Raw genomic sequence first — 17,199 nt, 5'->3', positions numbered from 1 at the left:
CATGCATCATGCGGTGCGGGGACGGGAGGGCTGCGTTTCCTTTGGCTTTCTTTACGCCCCGCCGCTGCACAAGCTGCAGGCGACGCTGCGCCAGCGCCATGGGCGTCGTGTCAACGCGGACGCTGCCACAGACCGGCAGGACGCGCCTGGGGATGAGCAAGGCGCGAAGTAAGCGCGACGCCGGCACCTTTCACCAGCAGCGCCAGCTTTTCGCCTTTACTGGTACGCTGGCGCGCATCCCACGCCCGGGCACCGGCATGCTGCACTTTTACGCCAATTTCCCGATAGACGCCGCGCGCGGTGGCGATCGCCCACGCCGAACGGAGCGGCAGTCCGGGTAGCCCGCTGCGCGCTGACTGATAGTAAGGTTCAGCCTCGCGCACCAGACGCGCCGCCAGCGGGGCCAGCGCTGCGCGATGTTGCGGATCGGCAAGCTGAGCGGCGCTCAGTCCGGCCTCATCCAGCCAGCTTTGTGGCAGATAGCAACGGCCATTCTCCGCGTCCTCAACGATATCCCGTGCGATATTGGTCAGCTGAAACGCCAGACCCAAATCACAGGCGTGATCGAGTACGCGCTCATCACGTACGCCCATCACGCGCGCCATCATTAACCCCACCACGCCGGCCACGTGATAGCAGTAACGCAGCGTGTCCCCGAAACACGCGTAACGTTCTTCACGCGCATCCATCGCAAACCCTTCCAGATGATCAAACGCCAGCTGCTGGGGAAGCTGATGCGTCAGCGCCACTTCCTGAAAGGCACGAAACGCCGGTTCATCCATGTGGGCACCGCTGTAGGCGCGGCGGGTTTCGATTTGCAGGTGGCGCATCCGCGCCTGGGCATCCGCCACCGCGTGCTGCGTGCCGCCTTCGCCCAGCGTCTGACCATCTATCACATCGTCACAGTGACGACACCATGCGTACAGCATCAGCGTACTGCGGCGCGTTGGAGGATCAAACAGCCGGGTAGCGCTGGCGAAACTTTTGGAGCCCTGCGCCATGGTTTGGGTGACCTGCTCAATCAGCGGCGGTTGGTTCATCCGGTCAGATCCTCCACCATCAACTGGGCGGTCGCTTTCGCGGAGCCGATCACGCCTGGCACACCGGCACCGGGATGCGTGCCAGCCCCCACCAGATAAAGGTTAGTGATGTCGGCATCGCGGTTATGCGGCCGGAACCAGGCACTTTGCGTCAAAATGGGTTCGAGCGAAAACGCTGAGCCCTGATGCGCGTGCAGCGTGTCGCGAAAATCAAACGGCGTAAACATACGGTGTGTCACTAACTGCTGTCGCAGACCCGGCATATAGTGCTCCTCCAGATAAGCAAAAATGCGATCGCGCAAGCGCGGTCCTTCCTGTTGCCAGTCAATTGCGGCGGTACCGAGATGCGGCACCGGCGCCAGCACGTAAAAACTGCCGCAGCCTGCCGGTGCCAGCGACGGATCGCTGGAGCAGGGCGCGTGCAGATACAGCGAGAAATCTTCCGCCAGCTGGCTGCTATTGAAGATCTCATCGATCAATCCACGATAGCGCGGACCAAAGCACACGGTGTGGTGCGCCAGCTGCGGGTGGGCATGATTAAGACCAAAATAGAGAACAAACAGCGAGTTGCTCATCCGCTTGCGCTTCAGCGTCGCCGCGCGTTTACGCGCCGCAGGGTGCTGGCTCAACAGGCGATCGTAGGTATGCACCACGTCAGCATTTGACGCAACGGCGGCGGCGGCAAAACGGCGCCCATCCTTCAGCTGGACACCGCTGATGCGGTTACCCTCGGTCTCCAGCTGGCTGACTTCGGCGTTGAGCAGCAATTCACCGCCCAAATCGCGAAACAGTCGCGCCATGCCATCAACCAGCGCACCGGTACCGCCGCGCGGAAACCACACGCCCCATTCGCGCTCCAGTGCGTGAATTAAGGTATAGATCGAAGACGTTGCAAAAGGATTACCGCCGACCAGCAACGAGTGAAAGGAAAAAGCCTGGCGCAGATGATCGTCCTGAATAAATTTCGCCACCATGCTGTAGACACTGCGCCAGGCCTGCAGCCGACCCAGCTGTGGCCCGGCACGCAGCATGTCGCGGAAATGCAGAAAAGGCACGGTGCCAAGTTTCAGATAGCCCTCACGAAACACATCCTGTGAATAGGCCAGAAACTGGCGGTAACCGGCGACATCCTGCGGGTTAAAGGTGGCAATCTGCTGCTCGAGCTGTGTCTGGTTGTTGTCGTAGTCCAGCTGCCTGCCGTCTTCCCAGCACAGGCGATAAAACGGCGTCACCGGCATCAGGTCGACATAATCACTGAGTTGCTTGCCTGCCAGCGTAAACAGCGCCTCGATAGCGCTGGGATCGGTAATCACCGTCGGACCGGCATCAAAGGTAAAACCCTGATCCTGATAAACATAGGCGCGCCCGCCGGGCTTATCGCGCTGTTCCAGCAGCGTGACCGGCACGCCGGCCGCTTGCAGACGAATCGCCAGCGCCAGGCCACCGAAGCCTGCGCCAATCACATAGGTGCGTTTCATTATTTCTTCCCTGGTAACGGAGAGGTCATCATCAATGCGCGCAGCGCTTCGCCGAGAGGGACCGGCGGTTTGCCGCACAGAATGCGTGCTTTATCGCTGAGGCGCAGTTGCCCGGCGTAAAAGCGGCTAATCAATCCGGCGTCAAGCCGGTAAAAACGCTGCATTACGCGCCAGCGCTGTTCAGGCCGTCCGGCAAGAAACAGCATGCGATTTAACAGACGGAAAAAGCGCTGCTCGCGCCAGTGCTGACGGGCAAAGGATTCGATGCAGTGGCTCAGCGTGTGGGCATCGGCGGGCAGCGTGCTGGCAATCTTCTCCGCCAGCGCCACTGCCGCAGGCAGCGAGTAACCGGTGGTGGCGTGAAACAGTCCGGCGCGCAGCCCGCTGCACGGTTGTCCGTGCTGCTGTTGCCAGAACTGATCGATATCGCCGCTGAGCGTGATCGGCAGCGAGCCGTGCTCCTCGCGCAGCAGCTGGCGCAGATTCCAGCCGCGCTGGTGGGCATAGTCCGTGATGTGCCGGCGCGCCTGTGCGGCATCCAGCGTGGCATGGTTGATATAATGGGTATCTTCAATCAGTAGACGGCTGGCACTGAGCGGCAGGGTGTAAACAAAGCGATAACCCTGCTGCTGATCGACGCTGGCGTCCATCAATATTGGCTGCTGCAGGCCATGCGGCGCGGCCAGCTGCCACTCCTGACCGACAAATGCCTGATAGCCGAGCTGCAGATGCGGTGTCGGCTGCATCCCGCGTCCGTCAATCACCGCCTGCGCCTGTAACATCCCGCCATCCGCCAGTCTGACCCCGGTGGGCGAGACCTCGCTGACCGGCGCTGCGGTGCGTAGCGCGGCACCGAGCACCTGCTGCAAGTGCCGGGCAAAATCCTCCGAGGCAATGGAGCAATATTCACCATCCATCTGGCGACGCAGGGTGGGGAAGCGTACCTGATAACCGGGCCAGCGCGCCGAAAGCAGCGGTTCGAGCCAGCGGAACTGCGCTTCGCTGACGTCTTCGCGATGGAACGACCAGGTATGATTGCCGGCCGGCTGCGCCTGACTCTCCAGCAGCAAAACCTTAAGTGCGGGCTGCAGCTGGCGTAAACGCAGCGCAATCAGCCCGTTAGCCAGGCCGGCACCGACCAGAATGACATCGTAAGGTGCGCGCATCAGGTGGCCTCCGCCAGCACGATTTGCTGCTGACACAGCGCCTGCTCGACAATATCCGCCGCGCGCGTACAGCCACCGGCCCGCTGCAGCTGCGCCTGAATGGCTGACATGCGCAGACGATAGCGATCGTCACTCAGCAACTGTTGCAGGTGGTGCTCCAGCTGCGCGACGCGGCTGAAATGTGAGGCGCGCCGGCCGACGCCGTGCCACTCAATACGTGCCGCCACGCCGGGCTGATCGAAGGCGATCGGCAGCGCCAGCATCGGCGTGCCACACTCCAGTGCTTCCAGCGCACTGTTCAGACCGGCGTGAGTGATAAACAGTTGCGCATGCTGCAGCGCCGCCCGCTGATCCACAAAATCGGTCACCCACGCAGCACCGGCCAGTCTGAGCTGATGTGCCTGGCTGGCGGTCAACCCGCCACAGTGTGCCACCACCAGCGACAGCTGCTGATTGCGGCAGGCCTGAGCCAGATGCAGAAACAGGCGAAAGCGATGCCCCTGTAGCGTGCCCAGCGAGGCATACACCACCGGCTGGCGCAGCGCTGGCCAGGGTGCGGCGAGCGCGCCGCTAGCAACTGGAGTCCGCAGCGGACCCACGCTGTGATAGCAGGCTGGCAGTTGCTGGCGTGGAAAATCAAAAGCGGGCACCAGCTGACTGATTTGCGCCAGCGGCGACAGACACTGATGTAAGCCATGGCGTTCGGGCAGGCCGAAGGCGCGCGCATGACGAGCGATGACAGCGCCATGACGACGCATGATGCGGTCGTAGATGTCACTGCTGGCCTGATAGCGCTGCAGCGCTTTCTCATCCTGAGCAAAGCGAAAGGGCATCACCGCCAGCGGAATGGCCGCTTCGCGATTGACCGGCAGCGCGCAGGCCACCGACACGAACGGCAGCTGTAACGCCTCTGCCACCAGACCACCCGCCGCTTCCATTTGATCGGCAATCACGCCATCGACCTGCAGCCGTTGCAGCACCGCGGGCAGTTCGCGGCATAGCATATCGGTGGTGCTGGCCAGATCGTGAATCACGCGAAACAGCGACAGCCCGCCCGGTGCGGCCAGCCGCCTGAGTTCGCTGGAGAGCGATCCGGCAGGATGCGTGCGCTCGCCGACGGCCACAAAGGCAATGCGCTCGTCGCTCAGCAAGGTGCGTGCATCACTTTGCTGGATAAAGGTGATGCGATGTCCGCGCGCCAGCAGCGTTTGCGCCAGCGCCTGCAATGCGTGAAAGTGGCTGTAGAGCGGTGGCGCAATAACGGCAAAATGCCCCATAGGTATGACCGGCTTCAGTTGAACATCGCCAGCTGTTGATTAAACAGGGCGTGCATATATTGACGGGTGGCGACACCGCGATGGCAGGCGCAGGCAAGATGTGCATCGGCACTGCTTAAATGGTCGCGCAGACGACGTTCAGCCCCTTCCGGGCCCAGCATCTGCACCAGCGTGGATTTGCCCTGATCCTGATGACAGTCCTTGCCGGTGTGTTTAGAGCCATCTGCCAGGTCGTCCAGTAACTGGAATGCCTGACCTAAATCCTGCGCAAAATAGCTTAAACGCTGACGCACCTGCACTGACGCATCGGCCGCAATCGCCGCCATCTGCAGCGTGGCGCGAAACAGGACGCTGGTTTTCAGTTCGTTGGTCAGGGTGATGGCTTCCGGACTGCGGCTGTGTGCGCCGTCATGCAGATCCTGGAACTGACCCTGAACCAGTCCCTGCAGGCCCACGGCAGAGGAGAGCTCGGCAATGGCTTCGGCTTTGTGCGTTGCCGGCAGACCCGGCGCGAGTGCAATCACCTCAAAGGCGCGGCTGAGTAGCGCGACCGCCGCCAGGATCGCCACGTTTTCCCCATATTCACAGTGGATTGCCGGGCGTCCACGTCGCATCCGGGCGTTATCCATTGACGGAATATCGTCAAGGATCAGTGAGGCGGCGTGCACCATTTCGACCGCACAGGCAAGATCAAGGATGCCGTGCTGCGCCACGTCACAGCCCATATCGCGTGCTGCCAGCAGCAGCAAGAGCGGACGAATACGTTTGCCCGGTGCCAGCGTGCCGGCACGCATCGCAGCCCGAACACGATCGGCCTGCTGCCCGGCAGGCAATAAATGTTCAAGATGGGCCTGCAATGCGTGATGCAACTGAAGGAGATCGCTTTCCTGGCTTGCTGTGGTATCGACATGGGCGGTCATAGCGGCTTTCCATGGTTAGTTAAATTCTTGTGCTTTTTCAATTAACCGTAGACCCGGTAAGGGGAGTGCGCCAGCGAGCGAAGCGACTTTAACGCACCGTCACGCTTTTTTTATTTATTGAATAATCTGAGAAGTAATTCCTATGACCCTCAGGCCAGTTTTCGCTGCGGTGACTGCTATGATGACGGGCAATCAGAGGAGACAGCTATGACGACGCAAAAAGTGGCGGTAATCGGTGCGGGTGTGATCGGCCTCGCCGTGGCGTGGGCGCTGGCAAGGCAGGGCGCGCAGGTGACCCTCTTTGACCGGCAACACATGGGCGCGGGCACCAGCAGCACCACATTTGCCTGGGTAAACTCCAACGGCAAACAGCCTGCCAGCTATCACCGCCTCAATGCGCTGGCGATGGAGGAGCATATCCGGCTGCAGCTGACGCAGACCAATGGCGTGCGCTGGCTGGAACCTTGTGGCACCTGGGAGTGGGCCGGCGCGGGTGAAGCCGAACAGCAACTGCAGCAGCGTGCCACCGCCTTGCAGGCCGCTGGCTATGCGGCACGGCAAAGAACGCTGGCCGAGCTGCAGCAGGAAATTCCTGAACTGCGCGCGTCTGCGGTACACGGCAGCATCTGGCATTTTCCAACGGAATCGGTGCTCTATCCGGCGCTGTATCTGGCACGGCTGTGGTCAGAGGCGCAGGCGCACGGCGCGGTACTGCATCAGCATCAGGCGATTCAGCACATTAGTGAAAATGCGGAAGGCGTGACGGTGCAGCTGGAGCAGGGTGAGCAGTGGCAGGGTGATCGTCTGGTGCTGGCGACCGGACGCTGGGCCAATCAGCTGCTGCATACGCTTGGTCTGGAACTGGCGCTGATTGACACCAGCAAGCCTGATGCGGTGGCCTGCAGCTTTCTGGCGCGCACCGCACCACAGCCGTTATCGCTTGGCACCAACCTGATTTCTCCGCAGCTGAACGTGCGGCCGGACGGCGGCGGGCGGTTACTGTTACAGGCGCTGGATCTCGATCATCTGGCCGATCCGGGCGCGCCGCCGTCGACTCATGGCGCCATCGCCGATCAGTTTCGTGAGCGCTACCGTGCGCTGTTTGCCACGGCCGGTGCGTTGCAGATCGAGCAGATTGTGGTCGGGCAGCGGGCGCGTCCGGCTGATGGCTTGCCGGCGCTGGGCTTTGTCACCCCGCATCAGCGCGTGTATGTCGCGGTGACGCACAGCGGCGTCACGCTGTCACCGCTGATTGGCAGGCTGGTGGCGGAGGAGCTGATCGGCGACAGTCCCAGCGACCTGCTGAAAGAGTTCCGGCCACAACGGCTGATCGGCAAAGCCGCCAGCGCGTTTGCACCGATTCAGCGAAACTTTCCGGCGGCACAGTGAGCGAAGCGATGGCGCAGACCACAGGGTGGCAGATTGATTAATTTTTAACCTGAATTAAGGCGTAGGCTGATCGCGATCAAAAAAACATCTGCCGGGCTGCTCAACCATGGAAGGCGAAACATAAGCCAAATGGAGGTGAGTATGCGTACCACCCTGATGACGCTGCCGCAGATGGCGCATTACCTTGATATCCCCTGTACCACGCTGGCGCGTGCTATGTGTAATCGTGGCACGCTGGAAAAATTGCCGCTGCCGGCGGCGGTTGATGACAGCCTGCCGCTCTCCTCTCGCTGCTGGTCACGCTTAGAGGTCAGGCAGTTTCGCCATCGGCTCCAGCGCCGCCGCCATCAGCGCTAAGCGAATCCAGCCGGTCGTCCTGACCGGCTGAATATCAGGCAGCGACACCATTTGGCCGTGCAGCGACATGACCGGCCCACAGGCTGGCAACCCACTTCACACCTTTCGCGGTAAACCGTGCCTGCGAAAAAGCATGCTGGTTTTCACCCATTCCGCTGCGCAGTGCAAAATAACCAGCCTGCAGATGGTGCTGCTGTGGCGTCAGCGCACCTTTGTCACGGTACATAATGTTGCGCTCAAGCAGAAACTGCCGAAACTCCGGCTCTTTCACCTTGAGCATTTTGCACAGCTGGCGAAAACCCAGCGACTCGTGCACATCAACAAAGCGATCAAAGAATTCTGCCTTTGGGGCCGTCAGCGCCAGTTGCTGTTCCGCCGCACGGCGTTGCTCAAACTGTTCTGCCCAGGCACGGGCCGCTTCCGCCGGATTGGTGAAGTCGGGCAGATGGGTGAATTCTTCCCGCTCCTGCCAGCGGTCCAGCAGTTCGGCGGTAAAGCCGGGGGAAAGACGAGCAACCGCCAGCAGCGAGTCACGTTTATTCAGCTGGAACTCCTGACGTGTCTCACCTTCATGCTCGTAATGATTCACCGTGACAGGCTGGGAAAGGCGCTGCGCGGTTTCCAGGCTTTTAATCAGGCGCTTCACTTCGCCATGCGTGATGCCGGTTATTCTGGCAATTTCACGGCTGCTCATCAGCAGAGTTGCGTTGAGAGCAGCAAGACTTTCCGTTGAGATCATCATCAGTATCACCTCTTACAAACGTGGAACAGTCCTTCAGACTGCTGGATAAGTATACAATATACTGTTTGCATATCCAGTATTATTTTTAGCCGTTACTGTAAGAAATGCCTCTCTGCGAGATATCGCACAAAGCGCAACTGCGCCGGACCCCGCTCTGCACCCGATACCGATACGCTTGCCTATTCGACTATTACTACCAGGCTTAAGCGATTCAGGTTAAATAAAGACAGCCTTTCGTTACGCTTATTTATGAGGAGCTGATTATGAAAGCGTTAACTTATCATGGCCCACATCGGGTGCGCGTTGAAACTGTTCCTGACCCGATTTTAGAGCAGCCGGACGACATTATTTTACGCGTCACCGCGACGGCAATTTGCGGCTCCGACTTACATCTTTATCGCGGGAAAATTCCCGGTACCGATCACGGTGATATATTTGGTCACGAATTTATGGGTGAAGTGGTGGAAGCGGGGAGTGAGGTTACCAACGTGAAAATTGGCGATCGCGTTGTGGTGCCCTTTGTTATTGCCTGTGGCGACTGTTTCTTTTGTCATCTGCATCAGTATGCGGCCTGTGAAAATACCAATAGCGGGCGCGGTGCTATTTTAAACAAGAAAAATATTACCTCGCCTGCAGCGTTATTTGGCTACAGCAAACTGTACGGCGGCGTGCCGGGCGGCCAGGCGGAATATGTCCGGGTGCCAAAAGCCAATGTCGGGCCGTTTAAAGTGCCGCTGGCGCTTCCGGATGAGAAAGTGCTGTTTCTCTCCGATATCCTGCCCACCGCCTGGCAGGCAGTGCAAAATGCCGGGCTGGATAAAGGCTCCAGCGTCGCCATTTTTGGCGCCGGCCCGGTCGGGTTACTGAGCGCCGCCTGCGCGCGCCTGGTAGGGGCGGAAGAGATCTTTATGATTGACCACAACGCTTATCGACTGGAATTTGCCCGCCAGCGCTATGGGGTTACGCCGATCAATTTTGATGAAATCGACGATCCTGCTGGCTGGATCATTGATCATACCCAGGGCCACCGGGGCGTTGATGCGGTAATCGATGCGGTAGGTTTTGAAGCCAAGGGCAGCCTGACGGAAACGGTGATGAGTAATCTGAAGCTGGAGGGCAGCAGCGGGAAGGCGCTGCGGCAGTGTATTGCGGCGGTACGCCGTGGCGGTGTGGTCAGCGTGCCGGGCGTGTATGCCGGCTTTATCCACGGCTTCCTGTTTGGCGATGCATTCGATAAAGGACTGACGTTTAAAATGGGCCAGACGCATGTGCAGGCCTATTTACCGCGCCTGCTGTCGCTGATTGAGCAAGGGCTGCTGACGCCGGAAGAGATTGTGACGCACCATATGCCGCTGGAAGAGGCCGCGCGCGGCTATGAAATCTTTGAAAAACGTAAAGAGGATTGCCGTAAAGTGATTCTGGTGCCCGGTATGGCCAGTACCACGCCGGCGACCTGAGTGCTGACAGGCTGCCTGACGGCAGCCTGCTTCCGTGGCTTAACGCACGATATCTTCATCGCGGTCGTTGAGCTCGGGTAGTGCAATTTGCCGTGAGGGCGCGTTATCCAGCCGATCGCCATAATCAGCACTGACATCGGGCAGGCTGGTAAACTGGCCATCGACGAACAAAAAGCTCAGGTGTTTTTCCACCTCGGCCAGTAATTCGTCCACTTCCTGCTCCGTTTCTCCCCCGGCATCTTTACCATCCAGCTGCCAGCGATAACGATCGCCCACTCTTTCCGCACCGCCAATATCAACGATATGGCCGTCGATATTTTCCACCAGTAAACGCTGACGGGAAAAATAGAGTAAATAGGGCATCCGATCGCGATTGTTTTCTGACATAACATAACTCCTTCATGACGTTACCACGGTTAGCGCAGAAAATAATAGCGAAACGCAAATACTGCCCAATATACCGCGTTCAGACCTAAATAAGCCCAGCACCCCCAATAAGCCACAGGCTCGCGGCGGGTGCGAAGTTTAGGTAAGAAAGCCAGTAAATAACCGGCTGCAGCAATAAGCGAAACGAAATAAAGTAGTTTCATGCGCTCTCCTGAATTTATTATCGTCTGATAAGCATAGTCAGGATAAATAAGGTTGGGGATAGCGCAGGACATTCTTATCGGTGGCGATGGCAAAGATAACGGACGTCAGCCAATCAGCGCTTTAGCTTTAGCGCGAATCTCACTCAGTTCCTCGGCGGTCACATGGCTTTTTTTCACCACTTTTCTGGCGCGCCAGTCGATGGAGGTGACCTGATCGGCCAGCGCCACACTATCACGGCTACCGGTAAGGGAAACTTCAAAAGGATAGCCTTTGACCTGGGTGGTACACGGGACGCACAACAACATGCCGACCTTGTTGTTATAGGCAAAGGGACTCAGCACAACCGCAGGACGATGGCCGCCCTGTTCATGGCCGAGGGTGGGATCAAAATCCAGCCAGATGAGATCGCCTGCATCGGGAACAAAACGTGACACCATCAGATTCTTTCCTTGCCCACTGAAGGTCCAAAATCAATTTTATCATGAACGTTATCGTCGGTGATTTCGTCCAGCAGAGCGTCCAGTGAATACACCTTTTCCCTGAGCGGCACAAGGATCAGTTTGCCATCTTCAACGCTGAGTTCCAGTTTATCGTCCACGCTGAGCGACGCGGATTGCATCACGCTGGACGGAATGCGAATCGAGGGACTGTTGCCCCATTTCTTTAAGGTGACGGTCGTCATAACAGGCCTCCGAAGAATGTGTATACATTGTATAGCCGTGATGATGTTGATACAACGTATAAACACCTTCAGCCTGACATGTTAAGAAAGCGGCAGAATTCAGCGCGCCGTTAACTGTTGCAGCGCCGCTGCGCTGGCGGCATCATCCGGCACATACACCAGCAGGCGGTCGCCGTTGCGTGACGCCGACCACCAGTTGTTCTGGCGCAGCGTCATTTCGCCCACTTCGGCACGGTAAAAGCGTTTCACGCGGTTTTCTACCTTGCCCAGTTCGTAGCGCTGCCAGGTGTGCGCGAACTCATCGGAACTGTTCAGCAATCGCGCCAGGAAGCTCTCCCAGTGCGGATCGCCCAGATGCTCGCCCATCTGACCGCGAAACATCGCCACCATCTGTGGCATCACTTCGTCCCAGTCGGTCATCACATTGCGCCAGCCGGCATGGTTGAACGCCAGCCAGATACAGTTGCGATCTTCCGGCGCGATCTGGGCTAAATCGACGCCCATCAGCGCACACCACGCCTGGTTATAGCCAAGGATATCGAAGCGCGGCGTTTCGATGATCGCCGGTAGCTGAATGGCATCCAGCATTTGCTGATTATGTCCGGCGAGTTTGCAGCAGGCAGCGGCGACGCGCGTCGATGGCAGGGTGTGTCCGGCCAGCGAAAACAGATGCTGTGTCTCAACATCATTGCATTGCAGGGCGCTGGCAATGGCCGTCAGCGTTTTGGTGGAGGCTTTGATATCGCGCCCCTGTTCCAGCCAGGTGTACCAGGTGACGCCGACATCCGCCAGCTGCGCCACCTCTTCACGGCGTAAACCCGGCGTGCGGCGCTGACGCATACGCGGTAAACCGAGGCGGTTAGGATCCAGGCTCTCACGGCGCGTACGTAAAAAAGTACCGAGTAATTTACGGTTGTTCAGCTCAGCGGGGGTAAGGGTTTGCGCGGTGCTCATCAGCAGCTCTCCAGACGAGACGGGTAGAATTTATACCATGATAATCAAGAACTGGTACCCGTTTAATGGTTAGGTGATGCTATGCCGTAGTGAAACTAAAAACAAGGTTAACGCTATGCAGACATCGCAACTTCAACGTGCAGGACTGGTGGTCCTGCTGGCCGGGCAGCTATTGCCGATGATCGACTTTTCCATAGTTAACGTCGCGCTGGATGCGATGGCACAATCGCTGCGTGCCTCGCCGATCGCGCTGGCGCTGATCGTGGCGGTGTACGGTATCGCCTTTGCTATTTGTCTGGCGATGGGCGGACGCCTGGGCGATAACTTTGGCCGCCGTCGCGTGTTTTTAGCCGGCGTCTGGATCTTCGGCATTGCGTCATTATTGTGCGGCATTGCTAACAGCGTCGGCATGCTGATGTTTGCGCGCGCGCTGCAGGGCGTCGGCGCCGCTTTTATGGTGCCGCAGATTCTTGCCACGCTGCACGTTACGCTGCAGGGCAGGGCGCATGCGCGGGCGATTGGTCTGTACGGCGGTATCGGCGGGCTGGCTTTTATTATTGGCCAGGTGCTGGGCGGTTTTTTGATCAAAGCTGATATTGGCGGCTACGGCTGGCGCAGCGTGTTTCTCATCAACCTGCCGATCTGCCTGTTTGTCCTGCTGACCGCGCGCCGCTTCGTACCGGAAACGCATAACCTCAAGCGCGTGCCGGTGGATGTGAGCGGTACGCTGCTGCTGGCCGGCGCGATCGGCTGTCTGATGCTGGCCCTCGCGCTGGGGCCGCTACTGCACTGGTCGTGGCCGTGCCTGTTACTGCTGGTGCTGTTTCCACTGTTTCTGCATCGGCTGCGCCACAGCGCGCTGCGACTGGAAGCCGCTGGCGGATCGCCGCTGCTGCCGCCCTCGCTGCTGCGTCTTTCCAGCGTGCGTTTTGGTCTGACGCTGGCGGTGCTGTTCTTCTCCTGCTGGAGCGGCTTTATGTTTGCGGTGGCGCTGACACTGCAATCCGGCATCGGCATGACCGCTTTCCAGTCCGGCAACGCGTTTATTGCCCTGGGCGCGGCCTATTTTATTGGCTCAATGCGTACTACCCGCATGGTTGAGCGTTATGGTAAACGTGCCACGTTACTGTCTGGCTGTGCAATTCAGATGGTCGGGCTGGTGGCGCTGATCGCGACGCTGCAGCTGGCGTGGCCGCAGGTGGGCATTGTTACGTTGATTCCGGCCACCGCGCTGATAGGCTTTGGCCAGTCGTTTATTGTCAGCACCTTCTACCGCATCGGCATGAGCGGGGTGCCGCATCATCAGGCCGGCGCAGGCAGTGCGGTGCTGTCTACCGTGCAGCAATCGGCGCTGGGACTGGGACCGATGCTGCTCGGCGGCGTGTTCACCCAGATCAATCAGCATGGTAATCATCTGGCAGCCATCAGCGGTACGCTGGCGGTGGAGTTGCTGATGATGGCACTGCTGGTGGTGCTGACCAGCGTCAACCGTCGGACGTTCCAGCCGGCGACGGCTGAAGGCTGACGCCGGAGGGGAAAAGTCAGCCCGTCTGGTCACCGTAGACCGTGACCCTGCAAGGTAATAACAGGTTTTGGGCCGGGTGCGCATTGATGCGCCCCGGCACCTGAAAACCGCGCCGCGCTTAATTTTCCGCCAGGCGTAAACCGCTTTCGGCATCGAACAGATGAATTTTTTGCTGATTGAAACCGATGTGCAGCGTCGCGCCACTGCTGGCCGCATGCCGTCCGGCCATCTGCATATGCAGCGCATGACCGTGCCAGTCAAGGTGCAGCAGAGTTGATTCCCCGGTAATCTCCACCACGTTCACCCTCGCAGGCGCGCCGTCCTGCACTTCGCACAGATCGTGCGGGCGCACTCCCAGCGTCACGGCAGCGCCTTCACGTTCCCGTGCCACCGCCTGCCACTGCGCGGGCAGCGGCTGCCACCAGTCCTGACACTGCACGCCCGGCACGCCATCGTGCGTCAGTAATTGTGCCGGTAACAGGTTCATGGGCGGCGAACCAATAAAACGCGCCACAAAGGTATCTGCCGGACGATCGTAGATCGCCAGCGGTGCGCCCTGTTGCACGATGCGTCCCTCTTTCATCACCACAATCTGGTCGGCCAGCGTCATCGCTTCTACCTGATCGTGCGTGACATATACCATGGTGGTTTTGAAACGCTGATGCAGCGATTTGATCTCGGCGCGCAGCTCCATGCGCAGCTGGGCATCAAGGTTAGAGAGCGGTTCGTCAAACAGAAACACCTGCGGATTACGCACCATGGCGCGGCCCATCGCCACGCGCTGACGCTGCCCACCCGAGAGCGCGCGCGGGTAGCGCTGCAGCAACTTATCAATGCCAAGAATCGCGGCGATGCGCGCGATTTTCTGCTGCTGCTCATCGCGACGTACCTTTTTCACCTGCATATGAAACGCCAGGTTTTCGGCCACCGTCAGGTGCGGATAGAGCGCATAACTCTGAAACACCATCGCAATGTCGCGATCGGCGGGATCGCGATCGTTAATCTGTACCTTATCCATCAGAATCGCGCCGTCGGAAAGGCTCTCCAGTCCGGCGAGCAGGCGCAGCAGCGTCGACTTGCCGCAGCCGGACGGGCCGACCAGCACGGTAAAGCTGCCGTCGGGAATGGTCAGGTCGAGCGGATGCAGCACCGACTGTTTACCGTAGCGCTTGGCCACTTTAACGAGTTCAACACCGGCCATAATTTAAAACTCCTGTGCGCATAGTTGCAGTTGTTGCCAGTCGGGATAACGACGTGGCTGCGTGCTGATTGCCAGTGAGGCCACCGCAATGCCCCATTGCAGCGCGGTGGCAAGCTCCTGCTGATGCAGCAGCGCGGTAAGAAAACCGGCGTTAAAGCTGTCGCCGGCACCGATGGTGTCGACCACCGCGACCGCGCGACCAGGCTGTTGCAGGCTGTGCTGACGTTGCCAGCAGCCCGCGCCCTGCGCACCGCATTTCACCACGCAGCCGCCGCGCCCGCTGAGCCGTTGCGCCAGCAGGTGCGCGCCGGTGTGCAGATCATCTGTGCCACTCAGCCCGAGCGTTTCGACTTCATTGAGCAGCAGCCAGTCGCACTGCGGCAGCCAGCGGGCGATCTGCGCGCGTACCTCATCGCTCCAGCCCTGCGGCGGCCAGCCGGTATCGACGGCGGTGATAAACCCGCGCTGCTGCAGTTCGGCCAGCAACTGCGGGTAGTCGTCATACAGTTGCAGGCAGAGAAACGTGCCGCACAACAGCACGATATCGCCGCTGCTGGCTTGCGCCGGGAGCTGGCTCAGCACGTCCAGCGCGCTGAGCCGCACAATGTGACCGAGATTGCTGAGGAACGATCGCTCGTGATCGGAGTGCGTAACGCCAACGGTGAGCGAGGTTTCGCAGGGGTAGCGTGTCCAGTGCGCCGCGCTGTGCGGAAAATGGCTCGCCAACCATGCGCTGAGGCCGTCATCGCCCTGATTAGCGACGGCGCGATGGCGCACCTGCATCGCTTCCAGCGCAAGCGCGCAGTTGCCCGCCGAACCGCCCGGACGCAGCTCACTGTGCTGCAGCATCACTTCGGTGCCGCGCTGCGGCCAGCTGTCCAGCGTACCCATGATGACATCGACATTGATATTGCCCACCACGTAGAGCGTGGCGCGGGCTTCCTTATTGCTCATCATCCTTTGCTCCCGCCACTGGCCAGGCCGCTGACCAGCGTTTTTTGCAGCCAGATAGCAATAAAGAGAGGAGGAACCGACGCCAGAATGCCGACGGCGGCAATCAGCCCATCGTCGGTGGCGCGGCCTGCGGTAAAGCCGGCAATCGTGACCGGCAGGGTTTGCGCGGCGATGTTGCTGGTGAACAGCAGGGCGTAGAAAAATTCATCCCACGCCAGCAGCCAGCCAAACAGCGCCGCCGCGCCCAGCACCGGTTTCGCCAGCGGCAGCGTAATGCGCAGCAGCACCTGCCAGACGCGCAGCCCATCAAGACGCGCGGCCTGTTCAATATCCTGCGGCAGGGCATCAAACTGGTTTTTCAGCATCCAGGTAAGAAACGGCAAAATCAGCGAGCAGTACACGATGATCAAACCGGGTCGGGTGTTGAGCAGATCGAACTGCTGCAGCAGAAAGTAGAGCGGCAGCACAAACGCCACCGGCGGCACCATATAGATGGCCAGAGACGCGAACAGCCAACCGTCACGGCCGCGATAGCGCGAGAAGCTGAACGCCGCCGGAATCGCCAGCAGCAGGCACACCAGTGTTGCGCCGGTTGCCACCAGCAGGCTATTACCCAGCGCATGCAGAAACAGCGCGCCGGGCTGGCCGGGTTCCAGCGAGATCAGCCTGCCGTAGCGGCTGAAATCCCACTGGCGCGGCAGCCACTCCAGCGGCACGCGTGTCAGATCGCTGGTGGCGCTGACGCTCATCAGAAACAGCCAGCCCATCGGTGCCACGACGGAGAGCGCCACCAGCAGCGCCGCCGCGTATTTAGCGCCGGTACGCAGTTTAACCTTCATAGGCACTTCCCCGACGGCGCTGCCGCCACAGTAATAGCATGTAAAGGGTGATCAGCACTGCGCACAGCAGCGTCATTAACATGGCATAAGCCGCACCGCTGCCGGCGCGCAGGTAGCTGAAGGATTCCTGATAGACGTAAAAGCTCAGCGTTTTGGTGCTGTCGACCGGACCGCCGCGCGTCATCACATAGATGATGTCGAAGATCTTAAAGGCGTCGATGGTGCGTAACACCAGCGCCACGCTGAGCGATCCGACAATCGCCGGAAAGGTGATGGCACGAAAACGCCGCCATGCCGATGCGCCATCCAGCCGCGCCGCTTCGTAGAGATCCTCCGGCACCGACTGCAGCGCTGCCAGCACCAGCAGCGTTACCAGCGGATAGTTTTTCCAGATGTCGGCAAACATTACCGCGTTGAGCGCGGAAGCCGGCGATCCCAGCCAGCTGCGGTAGCCATCGATGATACCGAGCTGCGTCAGCAGGGCGTTGATACTGCCGTAGTCCGGATTGAAATTGAGGCGCCACATCATGGCGTTCACAATAGTTGGCAGCGCCCAAGGCAGAATCACCAGCACGCGCAACACGTTACGTCCGGCGAATTTCTGGTTGAGCAGCAGCGCAACCAGCA

Annotated in this window: 19 protein-coding genes and 1 pseudogene; 5 read left to right on the top strand and 15 right to left on the bottom strand. The window is 59.6% G+C overall.

Translation table 11 applies throughout. The annotated features are described in order from the left end of the window. Nucleotides 1–172 (top strand): annotated as a pseudogene (locus tag ERD80_RS22745) (beta-carotene hydroxylase); the annotation flags it as partial. Here ERD80_RS22745 and crtB read toward each other — a convergent pair. Genes crtB through ERD80_RS03415 form a run of 5 tightly spaced genes read right to left on the bottom strand, consistent with a single transcriptional unit; the run spans nucleotide 111 to nucleotide 5,881 of the window. Next, nucleotides 111–1,040, bottom strand: a complete 930-nt coding sequence (gene crtB, locus ERD80_RS03435; protein ID WP_059009308.1) for a 15-cis-phytoene synthase CrtB — start codon at nucleotides 1,038–1,040, stop codon at nucleotides 111–113. The pseudogene ERD80_RS22745 and the gene crtB overlap by 62 nt on opposite strands. Further along, nucleotides 1,037–2,518 (bottom strand): phytoene desaturase, encoded by a 1,482-nt coding sequence (locus ERD80_RS03430; RefSeq protein WP_136545758.1) that lies wholly within the window; start codon nucleotides 2,516–2,518, stop codon nucleotides 1,037–1,039. The genes crtB and ERD80_RS03430 overlap by 4 nt, the downstream gene beginning before the upstream one ends. After that, on the bottom strand, nucleotides 2,518–3,684 hold the full coding sequence (gene crtY / locus ERD80_RS03425; protein WP_136545756.1) for a lycopene beta-cyclase CrtY: 1,167 nt from the start codon (nucleotides 3,682–3,684) through the stop codon (nucleotides 2,518–2,520). The genes ERD80_RS03430 and crtY overlap by 1 nt, the downstream gene beginning before the upstream one ends. Beyond that, complete coding sequence (locus ERD80_RS03420) at nucleotides 3,684–4,961, bottom strand: glycosyltransferase (protein ID WP_136545754.1); 1,278 nt, start codon at nucleotides 4,959–4,961, stop codon at nucleotides 3,684–3,686. Before ERD80_RS03420 ends, crtY begins: the two co-directional genes overlap by 1 nt. Nucleotides 4,962–4,975: 14 nt before the next feature. Next, nucleotides 4,976–5,881: a polyprenyl synthetase family protein gene (locus ERD80_RS03415; RefSeq protein WP_059009302.1), complete on the bottom strand. Its 906-nt coding sequence runs from the start codon at nucleotides 5,879–5,881 to the stop codon at nucleotides 4,976–4,978. A gap of 117 nt (nucleotides 5,882–5,998) precedes the next feature. Here ERD80_RS03415 and ERD80_RS03410 point away from each other — a divergent pair, with 117 nt between their 5' ends. Both ERD80_RS03410 and ERD80_RS03405 read left to right on the top strand, forming a co-directional pair. Continuing rightward, nucleotides 5,999–7,270: an FAD-binding oxidoreductase gene (locus tag ERD80_RS03410; protein WP_348769904.1), complete on the top strand. Its 1,272-nt coding sequence runs from the start codon at nucleotides 5,999–6,001 to the stop codon at nucleotides 7,268–7,270. 141 nt (nucleotides 7,271–7,411) lie between these two features. Next, on the top strand, nucleotides 7,412–7,627 hold the full coding sequence (locus tag ERD80_RS03405) for a hypothetical protein (protein WP_168926248.1): 216 nt from the start codon (nucleotides 7,412–7,414) through the stop codon (nucleotides 7,625–7,627). Between the two features lie 34 nt (nucleotides 7,628–7,661). Here the strand turns inward: ERD80_RS03405 and ERD80_RS03400 are convergent, their stop codons facing one another. After that, nucleotides 7,662–8,369: a phage antirepressor KilAC domain-containing protein gene (locus tag ERD80_RS03400; RefSeq protein WP_059009298.1), complete on the bottom strand. Its 708-nt coding sequence runs from the start codon at nucleotides 8,367–8,369 to the stop codon at nucleotides 7,662–7,664. A 263-nt stretch (nucleotides 8,370–8,632) separates the two neighbouring features. On the opposite strand from ERD80_RS03400, the gene ERD80_RS03395 reads away from it, so the two are divergent. Further along, nucleotides 8,633–9,826, top strand: a complete 1,194-nt coding sequence (locus tag ERD80_RS03395) for a zinc-dependent alcohol dehydrogenase (RefSeq protein WP_136545748.1) — start codon at nucleotides 8,633–8,635, stop codon at nucleotides 9,824–9,826. Between the two features lie 39 nt (nucleotides 9,827–9,865). Here ERD80_RS03395 and ERD80_RS03390 read toward each other — a convergent pair whose 3' ends face one another. The 5 genes from ERD80_RS03390 to ERD80_RS03375 form a co-directional block, all read right to left on the bottom strand. Next, entirely contained in the window at nucleotides 9,866–10,213 is a 348-nt protein-coding gene (locus ERD80_RS03390; protein WP_021508894.1) for a hypothetical protein, read from the bottom strand. 29 nt (nucleotides 10,214–10,242) lie between these two features. Continuing rightward, entirely contained in the window at nucleotides 10,243–10,416 is a 174-nt protein-coding gene (locus ERD80_RS22390) for a hypothetical protein (RefSeq protein ID WP_021508895.1), read from the bottom strand. Between the two features lie 105 nt (nucleotides 10,417–10,521). Next, a complete protein-coding gene (mazF, locus tag ERD80_RS03385; protein WP_058770345.1) occupies nucleotides 10,522–10,854 on the bottom strand; it encodes an endoribonuclease MazF in 333 nt (110 codons plus the stop codon). Next, entirely contained in the window at nucleotides 10,854–11,099 is a 246-nt protein-coding gene (locus ERD80_RS03380; RefSeq protein WP_058770344.1) for an AbrB/MazE/SpoVT family DNA-binding domain-containing protein, read from the bottom strand. The genes mazF and ERD80_RS03380 overlap by 1 nt, the downstream gene beginning before the upstream one ends. 99 nt (nucleotides 11,100–11,198) lie before the next feature. Beyond that, the gene (locus ERD80_RS03375) at nucleotides 11,199–12,053 is read right to left on the bottom strand and encodes a helix-turn-helix transcriptional regulator (protein ID WP_058770343.1); all 855 of its coding nucleotides are present in this window, start codon (nucleotides 12,051–12,053) and stop codon (nucleotides 11,199–11,201) included. Nucleotides 12,054–12,168: 115 nt separating this feature from the next. On the opposite strand from ERD80_RS03375, the gene ERD80_RS03370 reads away from it, so the two are divergent. Further along, nucleotides 12,169–13,578: an MFS transporter gene (locus ERD80_RS03370; RefSeq protein ID WP_136545746.1), complete on the top strand. Its 1,410-nt coding sequence runs from the start codon at nucleotides 12,169–12,171 to the stop codon at nucleotides 13,576–13,578. 118 nt (nucleotides 13,579–13,696) lie between these two features. On the opposite strand, the gene ugpC is transcribed toward ERD80_RS03370, so the two are convergent. From ugpC to ERD80_RS03350, 4 genes are all read right to left on the bottom strand, one after another. Beyond that, on the bottom strand, nucleotides 13,697–14,779 hold the full coding sequence (gene ugpC, locus ERD80_RS03365; RefSeq protein ID WP_136545744.1) for a sn-glycerol-3-phosphate ABC transporter ATP-binding protein UgpC: 1,083 nt from the start codon (nucleotides 14,777–14,779) through the stop codon (nucleotides 13,697–13,699). Nucleotides 14,780–14,782: 3 nt separating this feature from the next. After that, a complete protein-coding gene (locus ERD80_RS03360; protein ID WP_136545742.1) occupies nucleotides 14,783–15,736 on the bottom strand; it encodes a carbohydrate kinase family protein in 954 nt (317 codons plus the stop codon). After that, nucleotides 15,733–16,572 carry a carbohydrate ABC transporter permease gene (locus ERD80_RS03355; RefSeq protein ID WP_058758999.1) on the bottom strand — a complete coding sequence of 280 codons (840 nt, stop codon included), beginning with the start codon at nucleotides 16,570–16,572 and terminating at the stop codon, nucleotides 15,733–15,735. Before ERD80_RS03355 ends, ERD80_RS03360 begins: the two co-directional genes overlap by 4 nt. Continuing rightward, the coding region (locus ERD80_RS03350; RefSeq protein WP_136545740.1) for a sugar ABC transporter permease at nucleotides 16,562–17,199 on the bottom strand (638 nt) is incomplete at its 5' end. The genes ERD80_RS03355 and ERD80_RS03350, both read right to left, overlap by 11 nt.

Origin of the sequence: Pantoea sp. R102, assembly GCF_004916815.1 — a bacterium.
Classification (GTDB): Bacteria; Pseudomonadota; Gammaproteobacteria; order Enterobacterales; family Enterobacteriaceae; genus Pantoea; species Pantoea dispersa.
Note: the sequence above shows the minus strand (reverse complement) of the source record. Positions and strands in the feature narration are given on the sequence as shown.